16 protein-coding genes, 1 pseudogene and 1 riboswitch are annotated in these 21,808 nt (G+C 70.8%); of the genes and pseudogenes, 12 read left to right on the top strand and 5 right to left on the bottom strand.

Annotated elements, in window-relative coordinates:
• Positions 1–152 precede the first annotated feature (152 nt).
• Complete coding sequence (locus ACIRR9_RS27605; protein ID WP_403756921.1) at positions 153–656, top strand: lasso peptide biosynthesis B2 protein; 504 nt, start codon at positions 153–155, stop codon at positions 654–656.
• Between the two features lies 1 nt (position 657).
• Positions 658–2,469 carry an asparagine synthase-related protein gene (locus tag ACIRR9_RS27600; RefSeq protein ID WP_403756919.1) on the top strand — a complete coding sequence of 604 codons (1,812 nt, stop codon included), beginning with the start codon at positions 658–660 and terminating at the stop codon, positions 2,467–2,469.
• On the opposite strand, the gene ACIRR9_RS27595 is transcribed toward ACIRR9_RS27600, so the two are convergent.
• The gene (locus ACIRR9_RS27595) at positions 2,453–3,751 is read right to left on the bottom strand and encodes a hypothetical protein (RefSeq protein WP_403756917.1); all 1,299 of its coding nucleotides are present in this window, start codon (positions 3,749–3,751) and stop codon (positions 2,453–2,455) included. The genes ACIRR9_RS27600 and ACIRR9_RS27595 overlap by 17 nt on opposite strands.
• 222 nt (positions 3,752–3,973) lie before the next feature.
• On the opposite strand from ACIRR9_RS27595, the gene ACIRR9_RS27590 reads away from it, so the two are divergent.
• Complete coding sequence (locus tag ACIRR9_RS27590) at positions 3,974–4,933, top strand: TauD/TfdA dioxygenase family protein (protein ID WP_403756914.1); 960 nt, start codon at positions 3,974–3,976, stop codon at positions 4,931–4,933.
• Position 4,934: 1 nt separating this feature from the next.
• On the opposite strand, the gene ACIRR9_RS27585 is transcribed toward ACIRR9_RS27590, so the two are convergent.
• A complete protein-coding gene (locus ACIRR9_RS27585) occupies positions 4,935–5,969 on the bottom strand; it encodes an LLM class flavin-dependent oxidoreductase (protein WP_403756911.1) in 1,035 nt (344 codons plus the stop codon).
• Positions 5,970–6,035: 66 nt separating this feature from the next.
• Positions 6,036–7,538 (bottom strand): metallophosphoesterase family protein, encoded by a 1,503-nt coding sequence (locus ACIRR9_RS27580; protein WP_403756908.1) that lies wholly within the window; start codon positions 7,536–7,538, stop codon positions 6,036–6,038.
• A gap of 163 nt (positions 7,539–7,701) precedes the next feature.
• A riboswitch (SAM riboswitch) is annotated at positions 7,702–7,813 on the top strand.
• A 259-nt stretch (positions 7,814–8,072) separates the two neighbouring features.
• Here ACIRR9_RS27580 and ACIRR9_RS27575 point away from each other — a divergent pair.
• The 7 genes and pseudogenes from ACIRR9_RS27575 to ACIRR9_RS27545 all read left to right on the top strand — a co-directional run bounded on the left by ACIRR9_RS27575 (position 8,073) and on the right by ACIRR9_RS27545 (position 16,425).
• On the top strand, positions 8,073–9,674 hold the full coding sequence (locus ACIRR9_RS27575; protein WP_403756906.1) for an ABC transporter substrate-binding protein: 1,602 nt from the start codon (positions 8,073–8,075) through the stop codon (positions 9,672–9,674).
• Positions 9,671–10,756 carry an ABC transporter permease gene (locus ACIRR9_RS27570; protein ID WP_403756903.1) on the top strand — a complete coding sequence of 362 codons (1,086 nt, stop codon included), beginning with the start codon at positions 9,671–9,673 and terminating at the stop codon, positions 10,754–10,756. The genes ACIRR9_RS27575 and ACIRR9_RS27570 overlap by 4 nt, the downstream gene beginning before the upstream one ends.
• Positions 10,757–10,758: 2 nt before the next feature.
• Complete coding sequence (locus ACIRR9_RS27565; RefSeq protein ID WP_403756901.1) at positions 10,759–11,679, top strand: ABC transporter permease; 921 nt, start codon at positions 10,759–10,761, stop codon at positions 11,677–11,679.
• Positions 11,676–13,355: a dipeptide ABC transporter ATP-binding protein gene (locus ACIRR9_RS27560; RefSeq protein WP_403756898.1), complete on the top strand. Its 1,680-nt coding sequence runs from the start codon at positions 11,676–11,678 to the stop codon at positions 13,353–13,355. Before ACIRR9_RS27565 ends, ACIRR9_RS27560 begins: the two co-directional genes overlap by 4 nt.
• Positions 13,352–13,534, top strand: a pseudogene (locus ACIRR9_RS27555) (membrane dipeptidase); the annotation flags it as partial. The gene ACIRR9_RS27560 and the pseudogene ACIRR9_RS27555, both read left to right, overlap by 4 nt.
• 390 nt (positions 13,535–13,924) lie before the next feature.
• Positions 13,925–15,025 (top strand): LLM class flavin-dependent oxidoreductase, encoded by a 1,101-nt coding sequence (locus tag ACIRR9_RS27550; RefSeq protein WP_403756895.1) that lies wholly within the window; start codon positions 13,925–13,927, stop codon positions 15,023–15,025.
• Complete coding sequence (locus tag ACIRR9_RS27545) at positions 15,022–16,425, top strand: NtaA/DmoA family FMN-dependent monooxygenase (protein ID WP_403756893.1); 1,404 nt, start codon at positions 15,022–15,024, stop codon at positions 16,423–16,425. The genes ACIRR9_RS27550 and ACIRR9_RS27545 overlap by 4 nt, the downstream gene beginning before the upstream one ends.
• A 4-nt stretch (positions 16,426–16,429) precedes the next feature.
• Here ACIRR9_RS27545 and ACIRR9_RS27540 read toward each other — a convergent pair whose 3' ends face one another.
• A complete protein-coding gene (locus ACIRR9_RS27540) occupies positions 16,430–17,461 on the bottom strand; it encodes an MHYT domain-containing protein (RefSeq protein ID WP_403756890.1) in 1,032 nt (343 codons plus the stop codon).
• Between the two features lie 182 nt (positions 17,462–17,643).
• Positions 17,644–18,294: an NADPH-dependent F420 reductase gene (locus ACIRR9_RS27535; protein ID WP_403756887.1), complete on the bottom strand. Its 651-nt coding sequence runs from the start codon at positions 18,292–18,294 to the stop codon at positions 17,644–17,646.
• Positions 18,295–18,638: 344 nt separating this feature from the next.
• Here ACIRR9_RS27535 and ACIRR9_RS27530 point away from each other — a divergent pair, with 344 nt between their 5' ends.
• Complete coding sequence (locus tag ACIRR9_RS27530; protein WP_403756884.1) at positions 18,639–19,082, top strand: GNAT family N-acetyltransferase; 444 nt, start codon at positions 18,639–18,641, stop codon at positions 19,080–19,082.
• A 267-nt stretch (positions 19,083–19,349) separates the two neighbouring features.
• A complete protein-coding gene (locus tag ACIRR9_RS27525; protein WP_403756882.1) occupies positions 19,350–21,749 on the top strand; it encodes a M4 family metallopeptidase in 2,400 nt (799 codons plus the stop codon).
• Positions 21,750–21,808 lie beyond the last annotated feature (59 nt).

Here is a 21,808-nt window from a genome sequence, read left to right as displayed (position 1 = left end):
CCGCCCGCACCCGTGGAATGGGAGGAGGCGCGGTGGCTCAGGACACCGATGCCCTCGTGGCCATCACGCGCATCCTTTCACCTCATTGCCGCGTCACCCGATTGTCCGGCGGAGCGCTCATCGCCGACTGGAGAAGGACGCGCTTTCTGGGAATGTCGTCGCCCGACGTCAAGAAGTTCGCCGACGGAACTGCCGAGGAACGCGCGGAACTTCTCACGGCTCTCGTCCGAGCCGGATGTGCGGCGCCCCGCCGAAAGGCGTACGCGGACGCCGAAATAGGGCTCTGGCTCCGTGGCGTGCACCTGCTGATCCGCACGCTGGGCTTCGGACGCGTCCTGCGGCTGCTGCCGCTGTCCGCTCCCGGCTACGCCCGCGCGGACACACCTCCCGTGCGGGACGTCGCGCGGTTGAAACGAGTGGTCCAGACACACGGCCGCAGAAGCTGGTTCGTCGACGACGACTGCAAGGCCGAGGCCGTGACGGCGTTCGTTCTGCTGCGGCGGTGCGGGTTCGAGGCCACGCTGCACGTCGGTGTCCGTGAGCACCCGTTCGCCCTGCACGCCTGGACGTCCGCGGCCGGACTGTGCATCCCGGCCGCCGATCCGCGAGGGCACGCCTTCACGCCGGTCCTCTCGATCGGCAGCGGAAGCGGGTGACATGGAAGCGCTCCGACTCGAATGGTCCGGTGGTGCGCCGAAACTCCGGGCCGCCGAGGCCATGGTCCGACAGGGACTCGTGACGACGGTCTCCTCACCCGCCGGCACCGCGGCGGTCGTCGGCTGGGTCGGCTCGGTCCACGACCGCCTGGCGGGCGCGCACGCCCTCCTCGACGCCTTCGGCCGGCCCGGAGCCGAACCACGGCTGCCGGCCGGTGACTTCGCCGCTGTCCTGGTCTACCGCGACCGCGTACTGCTGATACGGGACGAGCAGGCGCGCATCCCCCTGTTCTTCAGGGAGTCCGGCGGCCGGGTGACCGCCGCGAGCACCTCGGCGCGCGGCCTGGGCGACGCCGCGGACCTGAACCCCCGTTACTTCTGCCGTTACCTGACCGGGAACATGGCCCAACCGCACTCGGAACTGAGCCCGTTCACGGGCGTGCACCGTGTCCTCGGCGGCGAGGTGGTGGAGGTTTCGGTCACCGGGTGGATACGGGGTCGGCGTGTGCACCGCGCCGCTCGGGCCGACGGCCCGAAGGCGGACGGATCCTGCCCCGGCGGGGCCGGGGAGGACCTGCGGCGCGCCCTGGAACACGCCGTCGGCCGGCGCCTCGGCAGGGCGACCGCATGCCATGTCTCGGGCGGCACCGACTCCACCAGCGTCGCGCTGCTCGCGGCCCGCCTGCTCGCTGCGGAAGAGGACCCCTCCGCGGACCTGGTCCTGCTCGCCGGGCGCTTCGGCGGGGGAGAGCTGGCCGGGGAGCGGCCGTACCTCGACGAGGCGATCGAGGCGGTCCGCCGGTACGCACCAGCGGCCCGTCCGCTCATCGTCGACGCCGACGACGTGGCCGACTTCGATGATTTCCGGCACCACGCGGGAGATCCGGACGAGCCGCACGCCCACGCCTTCCGCGCCCCGTTCTGGAGCAGACTGCATGCCGCCGCGGCGGACCTGGGCTGCGACACACTCCTGACCGGTTGCGGAGCCGATCCGGTCGTGGACGCGAACCCGCTGCACCTGCACCGGCTGGCCCGCTCCGGACAGCTCCGGGAGCTGCGGAGGCAGGCACATGCGCATGCGGCCGTCGGGCAACGGGGGATACGGGAGATCGTCCGCGCACATGTCGTACAGCCGACGCTGCCACTGGCCGCCGAACGGATCTCCAGGCTCACCCGTCGCGGAACGGTCCTTGCAGGCCTCGGCAACTTCACCCGCCCGCCCTGGCTGCGCCCCGGATTCGCGCGGGCTCACGGCTACCGCGCGGCCAGCATCGCCGAGAGCCGCTTCATGTTCGGGAGCAGGCCGGAACAGTCGCTCTACGACGCGGCCAACTACCTCGCCGCTCCGGACCCGTTGTCCTGGCGCTACGCACCGCGGCACGGGTTCTTCCTCTCGCACCCCTTCCTCGACCCGGAGGTGATCGCGACGATGCGGCACCGCTCCGCGGATGCCACGTTGCGAGCGGGCCGTCCGAAGACGGTGCTGCGCGAGGCCATGGCGGATCTGCTTCCGCCCCGGATACACGACCGGGTGGCCAAGATCCCCTTCAACGACCTCTACGTCCGCGGCCTGCGGACACACGGAGACGAACTCATCGACCTGTGCCGCTCCGCACGGCATCCACTCGTCGGGGAGATGTTCGACGTCGACACGCTGTGCCGGGCGGTGCGGGAGGCTCAACTGGGCCTGGGCGACTCGTACTCCTGGGACCGGATGAACGGTTCGTTGGCGCTGGTGGGGTGGCTGGAGAGGCTGGGGGACCGGCGGCCGGCGGCACCTGTTGTGGCCGTGCCGGTCATTGCCGGCTCTTGATGTCCCACAGGGTGCGTTCGATCGGGCCCACCTGGATGACGGTGACGCCGTACCGGTTTGCCGTCGTTTTCTGGGACTCATCCTTGCCGCGTGCCGTGATGGTTTCCAGAATGTCTGCGCCGTGCAGGCTGAACTGCCAATACACGGTGAGGTGCCGGGGGGTTCTCGTTTCGGCGTCGATGGCATTGTTTTCTTGAAGGTCGCTCTCGTAGATGATGGAGTCGTAATCCTTGTAATCCTTGCCACGCTTCATCCAGCCGGGTAGTTTGCCGCCGCGCCAGCTGTATTCGTTGGTGGCGGGCTTGAGCTGATCCAGGGACACCCGGTCCGCGCGCGCGATGTGTGCGCTGGCGTAGAACGTCACTTGGTCGTACGGCGTGTTCATGGGAAGTTGCACGATGATTCGGGCGGTGACGATGTCGTTCGCTCCGATCGGATCTCCGTAGCGCATCCATGGCTGGGCTTCCACCAGGTCACCTGGCTGGTGAATCTCCCTGCGAGACAGCGGGTTCGTCCGCTCGAACGAGTTCCACTGACTGGCTTCGGTCCGCCACTTCTGCCGGAGCTGGTCCGTCGGACTCAGCGGCACGCGTTGCGCCATGGCGTGGAATTCCGTGCCGAGCACGTTGAAACTCTGATTGCTGTGGTTCTCGAAGGTGATGGTGACCGGGATGGCAAATGAGTTGTGGCCCTTGCTCGTCACCGGGCTGTCCATGCTGATCTTGATGATGGGCCTGACCTCTACTCGCGACGGCAGGTAGAGATTCTGATAGCCGAAATTACCTACCGCGATGATGGTGGTGGCGATCAGTGCCGTGGCCACCCGCTTGGGGGCGGGAATCACGATCTTTGTCCGCCACACGACGAAGACGGCCCATGCCGAACCCAGCGTGAGCGCACCGAAAAACGCCATCCAACGTCTTGAATCGGCATTGCTCACCAGGTCGAAGAAGAGCGCCAAGTTGGTCAGTAGAGCCGCGAACACACCGAGCAGGGCTACCGGGCCGGAGTGCGGGAAAGTCCGAAACAGCCAGTGGTCCACCAGCGCGGCGGTACCAAGGAACGAGATGAAGGCGACCGCGACGAGCACCGCACCGGTGAGGCGACCGGGAAAGGTGAAGGCGCTGGTCAGGTCCCTGATACCGAAATAGCCCAGCGCTGCGGTCGTCAGCAGGAGGACCAGCAGGACCGACACCAGGTACGCGTGCGACTGTCTGGAGTGTGCCAGAGCCTTCTGCGCCCGCTGACGCGAGGTGTCCCGCGAGTTCTTGCGAAGGTTCACGCGGCCACCTGCTGGCCTGTGCCGATGGTTTTCACGGGTGTCTCCTTCGCGGTTCACAGCGGACCAGACTCTCTGCGACCAGGGGTTTTCGAGATCATCGTGCGTGGAAATCCATCCGCTCGCCATCCGCGTGCCTCCGGATGCAGGAGTGCCCGGTGCATCACCGCGTCTCATGCCGGGGTACTTCTCCAGTGGCCGGTACCGACGATCAGCGGAGCGTGTATGACGACGGGAAACAGCACAGGGAACCAGACGGTCGAGGTGAGTCCCGTTGCCGGGCGCATCGGCGCCGAGATCATCGGGGTCGACCTCACCCAGGACCTCGATGACGCGGTGGTCGCGGTGATCCGGGAGGCCGTGCTCCGCTGGAAGGTCGTCTTCTTCCGGGGGCAGCGGCTGGACCATGCCGGGCATGTGGCCTTCGCCCGTCGGTTCGGTGAGCCCGTCGTCCTGGGGCGGCGCGGCAGCGCCTCACCCGCGGACTTCCCCGAGGTGGAGACCACCGCCGACCGGTTGGAGCTGGGCGGACGGTTCGGGATGGAGCACGAGGAGTGGCTCCAGAGGCGCAGGCACACCCTGCTGCGCGGCTGGCACTGCGACCACGGCGCCCGGATCGACCCGCCGGCCGCGACGATCCTGCGCGCCGAGACCGTCCCGCCGTACGGCGGCGACACCACCTGGGCCAACCTCGCCGCCGCCTACACCGGACTCTCCGAGCCCGTGCGCGCCTTCGTCGACGGACTGCGCGCCGAACACCGCCTCGGCGTCGGCTACCAGCCCCGCCCCGGCGACGACTCCTACCTCCGCCACCTGCTGGACCATCAGGTGGCCTCGGTACATCCGCTGGTGCGCGTGCACCCGGAGACCGGCGAGCGGGTGCTGTACGTCAACGGCTACTACGTCGAGCAGATCGCCGACGTCTCCCGGCCGGAGAGCGCCGCTCTGCTGGAGATGCTCCTGGAACAGGCCGTACGGCCCGAGTACACGGTCCGCTTCCGCTGGGAGCCCGGCAGTGTCGCCTTCTGGGACAACCGGGCCACCATCCATCTCGCGCCCAGCGACAACGCCCACCTCGGCTTCCCCAGGGTCATGCACCGGGTGATGCTGCACGGCGAGGTGCCGGTCGGAGTGGACGGCAAGCCGTCGGAGCCGGTCACCGGCACGGAGGTGCGCCGCTGGTGACCTAGGCGGCGGCCGTCGGACGCCGGCCCAGCGCCGGGCCGAGGTGGGTCGCCATGTCCGTGAGGATCTGGACGTAGTCCTCGTGCTCGAACGTGAACGGCAGCGCGAAGGCCACCTCGTCCACCTCGCGGAACCCGGCGTGCGCGTGCAGCCGTTCGGCGAGCTCGGCCGAGGTGCCGACCAGGTCCGGTGCGAACAGCAGCCGGCCCGGGCCCTGCGGGGCCGTGGTGCGCGGCAGGCGCCCTGCCGCGTACGCCTCGTACTTGGCGCGCTGCTCGGGCGTGGCGGAGTCGGTGGGGATGACGACCAGGCCCTGGGAGACCCGGGCCGCGTCGCCGTCGGGGTGGTGGGCGCGGAACTCGCGGATGTGCGAGAGCTGGATCTCGGCGAAGTCGGTCGGGCCGTCCGGGTCCCCGGCCCTGACGACACTGCTGGTCAGGAAGTTCATGCCGTGCTCGCCCGCCCAGCGGGCCGAGCCGAGGCTGCCGCCGCCGTACCAGAGCCGCTGCCCGAGACCGGGGGACTGCGGCTGCACCCTGTCGGAGAACACCTCGATGCCCTCCACCCCGCTGAAGTCGGTGGCCGGCTTGCCGCGCACGAAGTCCAGCAGCCGGCGCACCCGCTCGTAGCCGAAGTCCTCGCTGTCGGCCGTGTCCGGGTAGAGGGCCTCCTTGACCTGCTCGTAGTGCATGGGCGGGCCCACGCTCACGCCGGGGTTGAGGCGGCCGCCGGACAGGATGTCGACGGTCGCCAGATCCTCCGCGAGCCGCAGCGGGTTCTCCCAGCCCAGCGGGATCACCGCGGTGCCGAGTTCGATACGGCTCGTGCGCTGGGAGGCCGCCGCGAGGACGGCGACCGGGGACGAGATGCCGTACTGGAGGTGCCGATGGCGTACCCAGGCGCTGTCGAAGCCCAGGCGCTCGCCGAGTTCGATGATCTCCAGCGTGGACTCGTGGCCCTTGCCCGGATCCGCCCCGTCGAACAGGCCGATGGTGAGGAAGCCCAGTCTGCGCAGGGGGCGGGGGGTGGACGGCACGGGTCCTCCAGCGGTCGTACGTCAGTTCTGCCCTGATTGTGGCACCCGAACATTGCGGGAGTGTGATCAGAGCAGGGGGATGATGATCTCGTCCTCGGCCGGCGGATCCAGCTCCTGCGGGCGGTTTCCGGTGGCGGCGAAGCAGCGCAGCCGTACGGCCTCCGGCGTGACGTCGAGGCGCAGGAAGCACTTGAAGAACGGCGGGGTGTAGCTGGGCGAGCCCGGTGAGAACAGCTGGGTGTAGATCTTCTTCACGGGCAGCCGGAAGCGCGGGGCGCTGTCCGGGCGGCTGCCGGCGCCGAGCAGGCTCGCGACCAGCCGGGTCCGGCGGGTGACCCGGGTGTCCGGGCCGGGAGCGCGGCCGGGCCTGATGCCGAGGCGCTCGGCGATGACGGCTGTGGCCTCGGCCTCGGTGAGCGTGAAGAAGCGGCGCAGCCGCAGCCTGCGGCCGTACAGCCGGCTGTAGAAGGCGAGGGAGTCGCCGCGCAGCGGATAGCAGCGGAAGTCGTCCTCGGTGACGTTCGCGATCGAGACCGGGGGGATGGTGTGGGTGGCGTGCATGAAGGCACCGCCGCCGCCGGCGACCACGTACTGGATGGTGCGGCCGTCCACGTCCACGGGGTAGCGCTGGTAGTTGTGGATGTCGCCGCCGATCGCCGCCACGTAGTGGTGGGCCGGGTCGCGGACGATGTCGTCGACCGTGCCGCCGCCCTCGATGGAGCAGGGGTGGTGCTCGCCGTCCACGTACAGCGGGGAGCCGGTGACCAGGATCTTCGGGCGGGATCCCTGGGACACCTCACGGAGCCAGGCGCCCTGTTCGGCGTCGATCGTGCCGAGCAGACCGGTGTCGATGCCGACGATCCGGACCGGTCCGGCGTCGATCGCCCAGTAGGGGCCCGGCTGTACGGCCGTCTGCTCCTGCGTGGGACGCAACTTCCGTGCGTCCGCCAGGAGTTGCTCGTCCGTGGGGCGGGGCCGGTGCCAGAGCAGGGTGCGCCACCACGCACCGGTCAGCGGGCGGGGCTTCGGCTCGGGCGGGAGCTGCGGGGTGTCGTCGCAGAAGACGCGCATGAAGGCGCCGAGGTCCTCGTACCAGTCGTGGTTTCCGGGTATCGCGTAGATCGGCGCCGGATAGTCCTGGTAGGGACGGAAGAACTTGGTGCCGTAGTCGTCGGTGGTCCCGACCGGGTAGATCACGTCGCTCGCGATCACCGCGAAGTCGGTGTCCTGGCCCACCTTCAGAAATCCCGGCACGACGGCGTACTGGGAGTCGTCGCCCTCACCGGTGTCGCCGATCACCATGAACGAGAACCGGTCCGCCTCATGACGCCGGATCACCTTGTCGGCAGGCGCCCCGGCGGCCGCCCGCTGCGCCACCCATCGGCTGCGGGTGCGGCCGGTCGGGTCGCCGAACCAGGACGCCAGCACGCCGTTGCGGGCGGCCCACATGGTCCTCGGGTTGAACCAGAAGATCTTTTCGACGTGTTCCGGCATGAGTTGCTTGTAGGCGCCGCGTTCGGCGGAGCCCCAGCCGGCGCCTTCTGCGGTATCGCGTGAGGAGTCAGACACCGGGGCACCGTAGCAACGAGGTCCTGTCGGCGACTTGGCGCCCCGGATCCTTGGCGCGCCGGATCCTTGGCGTGCCGACCGCAACGACCGCACCGGTACGGCCCGTTCAGCCACTTGGAGACGCCCTTGACGTCGTAAGACGCGTCGATCTACGGTGAGCGCGAGCCACGAGTTCCGGTGATCAAGCCCTGGCTGGCCGGACGGCAACCCTCGACGCAGTGGGGTGCCCCAGGTGACGGCTCGGCGGATCTCTTCGGTTTCTGCAAGTGCGTTCACAGCGGCCGCGACGACGGCCAGGACCTCAGGAGGACGGCGTGGCGACTGCCCTCGTGCTGTGCTCCCGGCGCCATGTGGATCTGCTGCTGGTCTCCAGCTGTCTCTGTCACGGCTGACCTCTCTCCCAGCAGTCCCTTCCCGCGATCTCGCGCACGCGCCGAGCCCTGAGCCCTTGGCACGGTGTGCCGCCGGCTCGCGCTCCCCTCGAAGCGGAAGCAGAGATCCCTCATGGCCCGGCACAGCGACAGAACCCCCGGTTTGGCAGCGGTATCCCTCGGCGCGGCCGCCCTGTTGACCCTCACCGGCTGCACCAGCAGCAAGGACGGCAGCACGGCGGCCTCCGGCACCTCGCTCACCATCGGCACCACCGACCAGGTCACCAGCCTCGACCCGGCCGGCGCCTGGGACGCGGGCTCCGGGACGATCGAGAGCGAGGTGTACTCGACCCTCCTCAGCGTGAAGAACGGCTCGGCGGAGCCGACCCCAGACCTGGCCACGGGCATCGAACTGACCGGGCCCAAGCAGTACACGGTCACCCTGAAGAAGGGCCTGAAGTTCGCCAACGGTCATGAACTGACGTCCTCCGACGTCAAGTTCAGTTTCGACCGGGACCTGAGGATCGCCGACCAGAACGGCCCCTCCTCGCTGCTCCACAACCTCGGCTCGGTCGCCGCCCCGAACCCCACCACCGTCGTCTTCACCCTCAAGTCGGCGAACGACACCCTGTTCCCGCAGGTGCTGACCACGGCCGCCGGCTATGTCGTCGACGAACAGGTCTTCCCCGCCGACAAGATCCTCCCCGACCAGGCCATCGTGACGGCCAAGCCCTGGAACGGCCCCTACGGAGTGGCGAGTTACGACAAGAACTCGCTGGTCTCCTTCACCGCCAACACCGCCTACCAGGGCCAGCAGGGCACCCCGAAGACAAGGAACATCCAGCTCAAGTACTACACGGACGCCGGCAACCTGAAGCTGGACGTGCAGCAGGGCACCATCGACGCCGTCTACCGCACCCTCACCACCGCCGACCTGGACTCCCTCGCCAAGGAGAGGAACGTCAAGGTCCACACCGGCTCCGGCAACGGCATCCGCTACCTCGTCTTCGACTTCCAGACCCAGCCCTACGGCACGAAGACCAAGGACGCCGACAAGGAGAAGGCCCTCGCCGTCCGGCAGGCGGTGGCCGACTCGGTCGACCGCGCCCAACTCGCCCAGCAGGTCTACAAGAACAGCTACCAGCCGCTCTACAGCACCGTCCCGGACGGCCTCACCGGCGCCACCCCGTCGTACAAGTCCCGCTACGGCGACAAGAAGGGCGGCCCCGACAGGGCAGCGGCGGCGGCCCGGCTGAAGGCGGCCGGGGTGAGCACCCCCGTCACCCTCAATCTCCAGTACAACAGCGACCACTACGGCTCCTCGTCGGCCGACGAGTACGCCCTGATCAAGTCCCAGCTGGAAGCCACCGGTCTGTTCAAGGTGAACCTCCAGTCCACCGAGTGGACCCAGTACGGCAAGGACCGGATCAAGCACCTCTACCCGCTCTACCAGCTCGGCTGGTACGCCGACTACCTCGACGCCGACAACTACCTCTCGCCCTTCTACTCCGCCAACAGCTGGGTGGCCAACGGCTATGCGGACCCGGCCGTGCGCGCGCTGGTCCTGAAGGAGGAGACCGAGACCGACTCGGCCAAGCGGGCCGAACTGCTGAAGCGGGCACAGGGCGCGGCCGCCGCCCAGGTGCCGCTGGTGCCCCTGCTCCAGGGCTCCACGGCGATCGTCACCCGCACCGACGTCAGCGGTGTCCCCGACGAGCTGGACGCCCGGTACCAGTTCCGCTGGGCCGGACTCACGACAAAGTGAGCGCCCTGACCCAGGAGGCAACCGGGGGCGCCGTCGGAACTCCGGCCGACGGCGCCCCCGGGTACGGCCTCGCCCGCTACCTGCTGATCCGCTTCCTCCTCATCATCCCGACCGTGCTGATCCTGGTCAGCCTGGTGTTCTTCCTGATGCGGGTCACCGGTGACCCGATCACCGCGGCCTTCGGCGACCGGCTCACCCCGGCCCAGCTCCACGACAAGCTCCACCAGGCGGGCTACGACCGGCCGTTGCTCACCCAGTACCTGGACTATCTTCGTTCCCTCGCGACCGGCGACCTCGGCCGCACCGTCACCGACAACCAGCCGGTCACCCAGGTCCTGACCACCTACGGCGCCGCCACCGTCGAACTCGCCTGCTACGCCCTGACGCTGGCCCTCGCCCTCGGCGTACCGCTCGGCATGCTGGCGGCCACGTACCGCGACCGGGCCCCCGACGCGGTCCTGCGGCTGTTCGCGATCCTGACCTACGCCACCCCGGTGTTCTTCACCGGCCTGCTGCTGAAACTGGTCTTCGCGATCCGGCTCGGCTGGCTGCCGGCCTCCGGCCGTGCGAGCACGGACGTCCAGCTCTTCCTGCAGAACCAGACCAGCACCACCGGCTTCTATCTGGTGGACGCCGTGCGCAGCGGCGACGGCACCGCCGTCGCAGACGTGCTCGAACACGCCGTCCTGCCCGGCCTCGCCCTCGGCCTGCTCGTCGCCGGTGTCCTGCTCCGTCTGGTCCGCACGAACCTGGTCGGGACCCTCTCCGCCGAGTATGTGGACGCCGCCCGCTCCCGTGGCGTCCACTCCTTCCGGCTGGTCACCCGGCACGCCACCCGGCCCGCGCTGATCCCGGTGGTCACCGTGCTCGGCCTCCAGGTAGCCGGACTGCTCGGCGGCGCCGTGCTGACCGAGACCACCTTCGAGTGGAAGGGCCTCGGCTACGAACTCGCGCACTACCTGACGGCCCGTGACTTCCCCGCCGTACAGGGCATCGTGGCCCTGTTCGCGGTCGTCGTGGCGGTGACGAACTTCCTCGTCGACGTCCTCGCCGTCCTCATCGACCCACGGGTGAGGTACTGACCATGGCCCTGCTCCTGGTACGACGGCTCCCGCTGCGCACCGGCACCGGAGCGCAGCGCGCGATGCTGCTCACCGGCGCGGTGCTGACCGGGCTGTTCGTCCTCACCGCCCTGTTCGGCCCGCTGCTCGCCCCGCACGGCTTCGCCCAACTCCGCGACTCCCACGGCCTGTTCGGCTCCCAGCAGCAGCCGTCCGGCGAGCACCCCCTGGGCACCACCATCGCCGGGTACGACGTGCTGTCCCGCACGGTGTGGGGTGCGCGCACCGCACTGGAGATCATCCTGGCCGCCCTGCTGCTCTCGGCGCTCCCGGGCACGGTGCTGGGGCTGGTCTCCGGGTATCTCGGCGGGCGCCTCGACCGGCTGCTGGTGGGACTCGCCGACGCGCTCTATGCCTTCCCGCCCCTGCTGCCGGCCATCGTCATGTCGATCGTGATCAGCGGCGGCCGGTCCAGCCTGGCCGGCGGACTCGGCGCGGCCGCCGCCGCGGTCGCCGTCTCCTTCGTACCCCAGTACTTCCGGGTCGTACGCGCCGAGGTGCTGCGGGTGAAGGCGGAGCCGTTCGTGGACGCGGCCCGGGTGATCGGCACCGGGACCTGGCGGATCATGTTCCGGCACGTGCTGCGCAACTCCGTGCGCACCCTGCCCCTGATCTTCACGATCAACGCCTCGGAGGCCATCCTCACCCTCGCCGGACTCGGCTTCCTCGGCTTCGGCATCGAGCCCAACTCGGCCGCCGAATGGGGCTACGACCTCAACCGGTCCGTCGCCGACGTCACTTCGGGCATCTGGTGGACGGCCGTACCGCCCGGCCTCGGCATCGTGCTCACCGTGCTCGGCACCACCCTGCTCGGCGAGACCCTGACCGACCTGGCCGACCCCCGGCTGCGCCGGCGACGCACCGGACGGAGCCGCACCCGATGAGCGACCTGCTGCGTATCGAGGACCTGCACGTCACCTTCGCCACCGACACCGGCCCGGCCGCCGCCGTGCGCGGGGTGAACCTGTCCGTCGCGCCCGGCGAGGTGCTGGCCCTGGTCGGCGAGAGCGGCAGCGGCAAGACCGTCACCGCCCGCGCGGCCCTCGGTCTGCTGCCCGCCACCGCGACCACCCGCGGCCGCGTCCTGCTCGGCGACGGCGACCCCCGCGACGACAACGGCCAGGCGGAGCCCGCCGAGGACGTGCTCACCGCGTCCCCCGCCCGGCTGCGCGCCCTGCGCGGCACCCATGTCGCCATGGTGTTCCAGGAGCCCTCCACCGCCCTCAACCCCGTCTTCACCATCGGCTGGCAGCTCACCGAGGGCCTGCGCGCCCACGGCCGCGGCGGCGGCCGGGCGGAGCGGCGGGCCCTTGCCGTCGAATGGCTGGACAAAGTCGGCATCCCGGAACCCGGACTCCGCGTCGACCACTACCCGCACCAGCTCTCCGGCGGCCAGAAGCAGCGGGCAGTCATCGCCATGGCCCTCGCCCTCGGCACGAAGCTCCTGGTCGCCGACGAGCCCACCACCGCGCTCGACGTCACCGTCCAGGCCGAGATCCTGGAGCTGCTGCACCGCTGCCGCACCGACTTCGGCACCGCCGTCCTCCTGGTCACCCACAACATGGGCGTGGTCGCCGACCTCGCCGACCGGGTGGCCGTCATGCGGGCCGGGGAGGTGGTCGAACAGGCGCCGGTACGCGAGCTGTTCGCCGCGCCGTCCCATCCGTACACCCGCGAACTGCTGGCGGCGGTACCGGACTTCGGAAGCGGCGGGCGGACAGCCCAGACCGTCGCCGAGGGGCGGCCCGTGGTGCGGGCGACCGGGCTGGTCGTCGAGCACCCCGGACGGCTCGGACGCAAGGGCTTCCGAGCCGTGGCCGGGGTCGACTTCGAGATCCGGCAGGGGGAAGTGGTCGGCCTGGTGGGGGAGAGCGGCAGCGGCAAGACCACGATCGGCCGGGCCGTCGCCGGACTCACCCCGGTCACCGGCGGCCGGCTGGAGGTGTTCGGCCGGACGCCGACCGGCCGCGACCGCCGGACGGCGGGGCACATCGGATACGTCTTCCAGGACCCCGCCACCAGCTTCGACCCGCTCCTCACCATCGGCGACAGCATCGCCGAGCCCCTCGTCGTGCACCGCCGTGAACTCGGCCCCAGGGCGATCCGTGACGAGGTCGAGGACCTTCTCGAAGCCGTCCGGCTGCCCCGCGCCCACGCCGACCGGTACCCGCACGAACTCAGCGGCGGCCAGCGGCAGCGCGCCGGACTCGCGCGGGCGCTCGCCCTGCGGCCCCGGCTGCTGATCGCCGACGAGCCCACCTCCGCCCTCGACGTGTCCGTACAGGCCCAGGTGCTCGCCCTGTTCGCCGATCTGCAACGGGAGTTGGGCTTCGCCGCACTGTTCGTCAGCCATGACCTCGCGGTCGTCGAACAGGTCGCCCACCGCGTCCTGGTCCTGCACCGGGGCCGGATCGCCGAGTCCGGCGACACCGCCGAGGTGCTCGGCAACCCCCGCGAGGAGTACACCCGGCGCCTGATCGCCGCCCTGCCCGTCCCCGACCCGGTACGCCAGGCCCGCCGGCGGCCGATTCCCGCAGACCGGGAGGGAGCGAACCCATGACCGACGTCGTCGCGGAAGCACTGCGCGCCACCCCTGTCTTCGACGGCCACAACGATCTCCCCATGGCCCTGCGCGGGCGCGCCGGAGGCAGCGTCGAGGGGCTCGACGGGAAGCGCCCGGAGCTGCACACCGACCTCGCCCGGCTGCGGGCCGGCGGGGTCGGTGCTCAGTTCTGGTCGCGAGGCCGAACTCCGGGCCACGGAGCCGCTCCGGCCGACCGCCCCGCCGCACGACCGAAAGAGCCCCCGCATGACCGGCGACAGCGCCCCTCTTCCCGGATCTCCTCCAGTCACCCTTGACATGATCCGGGGCGGGCGACCTAGGGTGAAACGGTTCGTACCGGACGGGTGGAGGCCCTGATGCACGTACCTGGCACGGCACCGCGCGGTGCCGCCCTGGGCGCACGCCTCGTCATCCGCCGGCACGTCGACTACTGCCGGACCGCATCGGCCGTCTGTCCTTCCTCCGCCCACTGACCCCCCGCGTCGGTGGCCACACGTCCCTGAACCACGCCGGCCGGCACACTCCTGCCGACGGTGGCCTCTCCACGTGTCCCGGAAGGACCCCGTATGCCCGCCCCTGCCCTGCGCCTCGCCCTGGAGGCCGACGGCGACGGCGCCCACCCCGCCGCCTGGCGCCGCGCCGCGCACACCCCCGACGAACTGCTCACCCCCCGCAGGCTGACCCGCCTGGCCGCCGCCGCGGAGAACGCCGGGTTCACCCTGCTCACCCTGGAGGACGGACTGCTGCCGCCCGGCAGCGGACCGGACCCCGTCGGGCGGATCGGCGCGGTCGAACGTGCCGCGTTCGTCGCCGCGGCCACCAGCACCCTCGCCGTCGCGCCGGTCGTCCCGCTCACCTACGCCGAACCCTTCCACGTCTCCTCCCAGTTGGCCTCGCTCGACCACATCGCCGCCGGCCGGACCGGGTGGATCGTGGGGGAGGAGACGGATCCGGCGGTCGCCCGGGCCTGGGGACGGGAAGTCGTGGGCGACGCCGCCGGACGGACCCGCGAGTCCAGGGACGGCGTCGAGGCGGTACGCGCGCTGTGGGACTCCTGGGAGGACGACGCCGTCATCCGGTCCGTCGCCACCGGCCGCTACCTCGACCGCGAGCGCCTGCACTACATCGACTTCACCGGCGACACCTACGCGGTCAAGGGACCGGCCATCGTGCCCCGCCCGCCCCAGGGACAGCTCGTCGTCCTCGGCCGCCCCGGCGCCGTACCGGAGGAACAGCTCGACGTCGCCCTGGTCGACGGGCCCGACGTCACGGCCGTCCGCGCCGCCGCCCGGGCCGTCACCGCGCCCCGCGTCCTCGCCGAGATCGAGGTCGCCCTCGACACCCCCGAAGCCACCGGCGCCGAGCGGGTCGCCGCGCTGGAACGGCACGCGCCCCGGCCGGACCACGGCCGGCTGCGGCACATCGGTCCGGCCGCCGAACTGGTGGCGCTGATCGAGGACTTGGCGGACAGCGTCGACGGCGTCCGGCTCCATCCACTCGCCCTCGACGAGGACCTGCCCGTGCTGTCCCGGCTGGTCCTGCCGGACCTCTTCGACCGCCGCGTCGCCGCCCGCCCGCTGCCCGGCACCACCCTGCGCAGCACGCTGGGCCTGGAACGCCCCGCCAACCGCTTCGCCGCCGCCGGCACCCGCGAGGAGAACCGATGACCCGCACCGACCCCACCGACGTGCCCCGGCCGCACGCCCAGCTGCACCTCGGCGTGTTCTTCCAGGGCGTCAACCACTGGACGATCTGGTCCCACCCCGACAGCGGCTCCCAGATCGACCCCGCCTCCTACCGACGGGTCGCCCAGACCGCCGAACGCGGCCTGTTCGACGCCTTCTTCCTCGGCGAGGGACTCAGACTCCGGGAGGTCGACGGACAGATCCACGAACTCGACATCGCCGGACGGCCGGACGCCATCACCCAGCTCGCCGCGCTCGCCGCCGTCACCGACCGGATCGGCCTGGTCTCCACCTCCAACACCACCTTCAACGAACCCGCCGACCTCGCCCGCCGCCTCTCCGGACTCGACCTGCTCTCCGGCGGCCGGGCCGGCTGGAACGTCGTCACCACCGACAACGCCTGGACCGGAGCCAACTTCCGGCGCGGCGGCTACCTCGACCACGCCGACCGCTACCGGCGCGCCGGGGAGTTCCTGGAGGTGGCCCGCGCGCTCTGGGACGGCTGGGACGACGCCGCCGTCGCCCGGTCCACCGACGCCCCCGCCTGGTCCGCACCCGGTGCCGTACGCCAAGTCACCCACAAGGGACCGCAGTTCGACGTCGAACTGACCCCGACCCTGCCGCGCAGCGCCCAGGGCCACCCGGTGATCTTCCAGGCCGGCGACTCGGGCGAGGGGCGGGACTTCGCCGCCCGCAACGCCGACGTCATCTTCTCCGCCCACGGCAACGACTTCGATGACGCGCTCGCCTTCGCCGACGACGTCCGGCGCCGGCTGCGGGCCGCGGGGCGCCCCGAGGACGACCTGCGCATCCTGCCGGGGACCGAGATCATCATCGGTGCCACCGAGGCCGAGGCCCAGGAGAAGAAGCGCTGGCTGCGCCTTCAACAGGTCACCCCGGCAACGGCGTTGAGCATCGCGGGACTGCTGTGGAACCGCGACCTGTCCGACCGCGACGCCGACGGGCCGCTGCCCGCCGAGGACCCCCTCGTCGAGGAGAACGACGGCTCCTTCGGCGCCCGCCGGATCGCCGACCCGCGCGAGGTCGTCGCCGAGTGGCGCCAGAAGGCGGAGGCCAACGGCTGGTCGCTGCGCGAGACCGTCATCGCCCTCGGCCCGCAGCGCGGCCATGTCGGTACCCCTTCCGGACTCGCCGACAAGTTCGCCCACTTCGTCCGCCACGGCGCAGTCGACGGCTTCAACATCACGCCGTACCTCATCCCCGACGGCCTCGACGACATCGTCGACCTGCTCGTCCCGGAACTCCAGGAACGGGGCGTCTACCGCACGGCCTACACCGGTACGACACTCCGTGAGCACCTGGGACTGCGCGCACCGCTCACCCACCGCGCCGCGCCCGCGGAGGACCGGGCGGCGAGCTGAGCGGTCACCACTGGTAGGGATCCGTGGGGGTGCCGTACGGATCCGGGCCGCCGGGCCTGCGCCGGGCCCGCGAGCCGGGGCGGGTGGTACCGCCCGGCGCGGGCCGGTGAAGGTCGGTGCCGGACGGGGCGGGCCGGGCCGGACCCGAGGCGCGGTTCGCGCGGACCGCGTCACTGCGGTAACGGTTCTGCGGTCCATGCGCACCCCGGCCACCCCGTCGGCCCGGCGCCTGCGCGGGGCCGGCCGGGGCCGGCCCGGCGGGCCCGTGCTGCCTGGCCGTCCGGGGGTGCCAGTCGCCCTCGCCCAGCACCAGCAGCGGGTCGAACATCACCACCACCCCGGCCAGCAGCAGGAACACGGCCGGGCCGAGCAGCATGGGCAGCAGCAGCGAGGTCGGGGACGCGCTCGACCAGGCGGTGACGGACGCCGGGTGCACATCGACGCTCACCGCCGCCATCGCGGTGTAGTGCATGCCCGACACCGCCAGGCCCATCACCAGGCTGGCGCCGAGGCTCGCCGTGAAGCCCCGGATCGATACGGCCGCCCACAGCGCGGCCGTCGCCGCCGCGATCGCGATGAGCACCGAGAGGGCGACCGTGAGCCGGTCGTAGTGAATCGTTCCGTCAAAGCGGAGCGCGGCCATCCCCAGGTAGTGCATGGCCGCCACGCCGAGCCCGGTGATGACACCGGCCGTCCAGAGCGTTCCGGCGGTCGCGCCCCGGTAGCCGACCGCGAAGACGCCGATGCCGACCACCACGATCGCCACCGCCAGGCTGAGCAGCGTCAGACCCACGTCGTAGTGGATCGTGGTCTCCTGGACATGGAAACCGATCATCGCGATGAAGTGCATCGTCCAGATGCCGCAGCCGATCGAGGCCGCCCCCAGCGCCAGCCAGCCGGGCTTCCACGACTGCCCGTTGTGGTAGAGCGACCGTACGATGCAGCGCAGCCCCAGGGCCCCGCCCAGACAGGCCATCAGATAGGCGGCCACCGGAGTGACCGCACCGTAGTGGAACCCGCTTGTCGTGCCGTGCATATGTGTAACTCCCCCCAGAGTCACGGCTGTTGTGGGGAAAGTACTACGGGCCGGGGCGTGCCACACGGTGTTCGCCAGGACTTCGGCCGTCTCTCCGGCACCATGGGCCGACACCGCGGCCGTACGGGCCGGTCCCGACCAGGGCAGGGCGGGTTCAGAGCGGCGGGTTCAGGGTGGTGGGTTCAGGGCGCGACGATCTTGAGTGCGCTCATCCAGCCGTGTCCCTCGGGCCCTGTCTGCAGGGCCATGTGCAGCAACTGGATGCCCTCCAGTTCGCGGGCGTGGCGGAGGCCGCCGACGACCACCGGGTTGAGTCCGCCGGAGGAGGCCAGTTCGGCCACCTGGTCGCAGGCCGCCGCGTCGTCGCCCGCGATGAACACGTCCAGCGGCAGCCCGCCGACCTGGCCGGCGACCAGGGCGCCCGCGAACGTGGTGTTGAAGGCCTTCACCACCCGTGTGCCGGGCGCGGCGGCCGCCGCGATCTGCTGGGCGCCGGAGCTGTCCGCGGGCACCGTGAGCGAGTCGAGGGTCGAGAAGTCCACCGGGTTGGAGATGTCGACGACCGTCTTCCCGGCGAGCTGGTCCCCGTACTCGTGGACGACCTGCTTGGCCGCGTCGAACGGCACGGCGAGCACCACCACGTCCGCCCCGCCGACGGCGTCCGGCACGGCGGGTGCCACATCGGCCCCGGCCACCCGCTCGGCCAGGGCGTCGGAGAGCGTCGTGGCCTTGGCCGGATCCGTACCGATCAGCCGGACCGGGTGCCCGCCCGCCAGGGCGCGGGTGGCGATGCCGCCCGCCATGTTGCCTGTGCCGACGATGAAGACCCGCATGGGTGAGCCCTTTCCGTGGGGTGGGAGCTGCCGACGATCGAGCCGGGCCGCGGCGGCGCTGCCCGTGCATAAATAAGGATAAAGCGGTCGCTGTGGTGTGGCTCGGGCTGGCCGGTCGGGTGAGCCGGCCCCTCAGTGGGCGGGAGGCCGAGTAGCCCGACCGGCGCCGGTCGGCCCGGCGGTCCGTCGGGCCGGCATCTTGCGGGCAAGCGGCGTTCGCTCTATGTGGCCGGCGGAAGCGGGTGCGTGAGCCGATGGCGGGATCTGTGGCCCGGTCCCGAGGTCCGGTCCCGCGGGCCGGACGCCGTCGTAGGGGCGACCGGCCGCGAGATAGCGTGGCGATCATGGCGGACTGGGAGATACGGCCGGCGTCGGGCGCGGACGTCGAGGCGGTGGCCGAACTGCGTGCCGTCGTCCTGCGGGACGATCTGGAGCGGCTCGGGCGGTACGACCCGCAGCGGGTCCGGCAGCGGCTGCGCGACGGGTTCGACGCCTCCCACACCCGGGTGATCGAGGTGGGCGGTGTCTTCGCCGGCTGTGTGGCGCTGCGGCCGGCCGAGGGCGCTCACTGGCTGGAACACTTCTATCTCGACCCGGACCTCCAGGGCGCCGGCGTCGGCTCGGGCGTACTGCGCGAACTGCTGGCGCGGTGTGACCGCGACGGTCTCCGCGTCCGGCTGAACGTCCTTCAGGGCAGCGCGGCCCGACGGCTGTACGAGCGGCACGGGTTCATGGTGGAGACCGAGGACCCGGTGGACGTGTTCATGGTGCGCCCGCCCGCCTCCTGAAGGCCGTACCGGCCCAACCGCCCCACGTTGCATAGGGAAAACCCTCGATCGACCCTCGAATGACCTCGACGTTACTGACATGCGCGGGTCAAAACTGGAATCCTCGCTCAGCACACGCTTCCCCCAGGGCGTGTCCACGGATCACGGAGCACGCACCCCGGTCCCCGGATCCCGGTTCCCGCACAGCTCAGCTCGTCCCGGACAGCACACCCGTCTGCCCGGTCTGTCACCGGCCGCGACCCGGCGGCCGCAGCAGGAGGAGTACGAGTGAGACGTCTTCCCCACAGACGCGCCACGGTAGGGGCCGCCTTGGTCTCCACCGCGGCCTTCCTCGCCGTCGGCATCCAGTCGGTCCCGGCGAACGCCAAGCCCGCCGCCCTCCACCCCAGCCCCCTGCGCACCGGTGGCCAGGAGGCGAAACTCACCCCCGCCCAGCACACCGCGCTCCTCAGGAGCGCCCAGCAGGCGACCACGGCGACCGCCCGCACCATCGGCCTCGGCGCCAAGGAGAAGCTGGTCGTCAAGGACGTCGTCAAGGACAACGACGGCACCGTGCACACCCGTTACGAGCGCACCTACGCCGGCCTCCCCGTGCTCGGCGGCGACCTGGTCGTGCACACCCCGCCCGCCTCCCTCGCGGCCGGGACCGTGAGCACGACCTTCAACAACAAGCACACCATCAAGGTCGCCTCCACCACCGCGACCTTCGCCAAGTCCGCCGCCGAGACCAAGGCGCTCACGACCGCAAAGGCCCTCGACGCCCAGAAGGCCACCGCCGACAGCGCCCGCAAGGTGATCTGGGCAGGCAGCGGCACGCCGAAGCTCGCCTGGGAGACCGTGATCGGCGGCTTCCAGGACGACGGCACGCCCAGCCAGCTGCACGTCATCACGGACGCCACCACCGGCAAGGAGCTGTACCGCTACCAGGCGGTCAAGTCCGGTACCGGCAACACCCAGTACAGCGGCACGGTGTCCCTGTCGACCACGCTGTCCGGTTCGACGTACCAGCTGTACGACACCACGCGCGGCGGCCACAAGACGTACACCCTCAACAACGGCACGTCGGGCACCGGCACCCTGATGACCGACTCCGACGACGTCTGGGGCACCGGATCCGGCTCCAACACCCAGACCGCCGGCGCCGACGCGGCCTACGGAGCCCAGGAGACCTGGGACTTCTACAAGAACACGTTCGGGCGCAGCGGCATCAAGAACGACGGTGTCGCCGCCTACTCGCGCGTCCACTACAGCACGGCGTACGTCAACGCCTTCTGGGACGACAGCTGCTTCTGCATGACCTACGGTGACGGCACCAGCAGCACTCACGCCCTGACCTCGCTGGACGTGGCCGGCCACGAGATGAGCCACGGCGTCACGTCGAACACGGCGGGTCTCAACTACACCGGTGAATCCGGCGGGTTGAACGAGGCGACCTCCGACATCATGGGCACCGGCGTGGAGTTCTACGCCAACAACTCCACCGACGTCGGCGACTACCTCATCGGCGAGAAGATCGACATCAACGGTGACGGCACGCCGCTGCGCTACATGGACAAGCCGAGCAAGGACGGCTCGTCGGCGGACAGCTGGTACTCCGGTGTCGGCAACCTCGACGTGCACTACTCCTCGGGCCCGGCGAACCACATGTTCTACCTGCTCTCCGAGGGCAGCGGCACCAAGACCATCAACGGCGTCACCTACACCAGCACCACCTCCGACGGTGTCGCGGTCGCCGGCATCGGCCGGGACGCCGCCCTGCAGATCTGGTACAAGGCGCTGACGTCGTACATGACGTCGAGCACCACGTACGCCGGTGCCCGCACCGCCGCCCTGAGCGCCGCCGCCGCCCTGTACGGCACCAGTTCCACCCAGTACGCCGGGGTGGGCAACGCGTTCGCCGGCATCAACGTCGGCAGCCACATCACCGTGCCGACCTCGGGTGTCACGGTCACCAACCCGGGCAGCCAGTCCTCGACGGTGGGCACCGCGGTGAGCCTGCAGGTCTCGGCGAGCAGCACCAACAGCGGTTCGCTGACCTACGCGGCGACCGGACTGCCGACCGGCCTGTCCATCAGCAGTTCGACCGGCGCTATCACCGGCACGCCCACCACGGCGGGCACCTACAGCACCACCGTCACGGTGACCGACTCCACAGGCGCCACCGGCACGGCCTCCTTCACCTGGACGGTCAGCTCGTCCGGCAGCGGCTCCTGCACCTCCTCGCAGCTGCTGGGCAACAACGGCTTCGAGTCGGGCAGCACCACTTGGACGGCGAGCAGCGGAGTGATCACCAACTCCAGCAGCCAGTCGGCGCACGGCGGTTCGTACTACGCCTGGCTCGACGGCTACGGATCGACCCACACCGACACGCTGTCCCAGTCGGTGACGATCCCGAGCGGCTGCACCAACACCACGTTCACCTTCTACCTGCACATCGACACCGCCGAGACCACCACCAGCACCCAGTACGACAAGCTGACGGTGACCGCCGGTTCGACCACCCTGGCCACGTACTCCAACCTCAACGCGGCCTCCGGCTATGTGCAGAAGTCCTTCAGCCTCGGGTCCTACGCGGGCTCGACCGTCACCCTGAAGTTCAGCGGTGTCGAGGACTCCTCGCTCCAGACCAGCTTCGTCGTCGACGACACCGCCGTGACGACCGGCTGACGCAGGACAGTCGAGCGGCCCGTGACCGGATTCCGGTCACGGGCCGCTTCGCTGCCCGG

Source organism: Streptomyces sp. NPDC101234 (assembly GCF_044767525.1).
GTDB classification, from domain to species: domain Bacteria; phylum Actinomycetota; class Actinomycetes; order Streptomycetales; family Streptomycetaceae; genus Streptomyces; species Streptomyces sasae.
Note: the sequence above shows the minus strand (reverse complement) of the source record. Positions and strands in the feature narration are given on the sequence as shown.

Excerpts from the sequence above, each read along its gene's own strand:
- ACIRR9_RS27540 (WP_403756890.1), bottom strand. The coding sequence starts at position 17,461 with ATGCACGGCACGACAAGCGGGTTCCACTACGGTGCGGTCACTCCGGTG.
- ACIRR9_RS27565 (WP_403756901.1), top strand. The coding sequence starts at position 10,759 with ATGGCCCTGCTCCTGGTACGACGGCTCCCGCTGCGCACCGGCACCGGA.
- ACIRR9_RS27600 (WP_403756919.1), top strand. The coding sequence starts at position 658 with ATGGAAGCGCTCCGACTCGAATGGTCCGGTGGTGCGCCGAAACTCCGG.
- ACIRR9_RS27530 (WP_403756884.1), top strand. The coding sequence starts at position 18,639 with ATGGCGGACTGGGAGATACGGCCGGCGTCGGGCGCGGACGTCGAGGCG.
- ACIRR9_RS27545 (WP_403756893.1), top strand. The coding sequence starts at position 15,022 with ATGACCCGCACCGACCCCACCGACGTGCCCCGGCCGCACGCCCAGCTG.
- ACIRR9_RS27605 (WP_403756921.1), top strand. The coding sequence starts at position 153 with ATGTCGTCGCCCGACGTCAAGAAGTTCGCCGACGGAACTGCCGAGGAA.
- ACIRR9_RS27535 (WP_403756887.1), bottom strand. The coding sequence starts at position 18,294 with ATGCGGGTCTTCATCGTCGGCACAGGCAACATGGCGGGCGGCATCGCC.
- ACIRR9_RS27550 (WP_403756895.1), top strand. The coding sequence starts at position 13,925 with ATGCCCGCCCCTGCCCTGCGCCTCGCCCTGGAGGCCGACGGCGACGGC.
- ACIRR9_RS27560 (WP_403756898.1), top strand. The coding sequence starts at position 11,676 with ATGAGCGACCTGCTGCGTATCGAGGACCTGCACGTCACCTTCGCCACC.
- ACIRR9_RS27590 (WP_403756914.1), top strand. The coding sequence starts at position 3,974 with ATGACGACGGGAAACAGCACAGGGAACCAGACGGTCGAGGTGAGTCCC.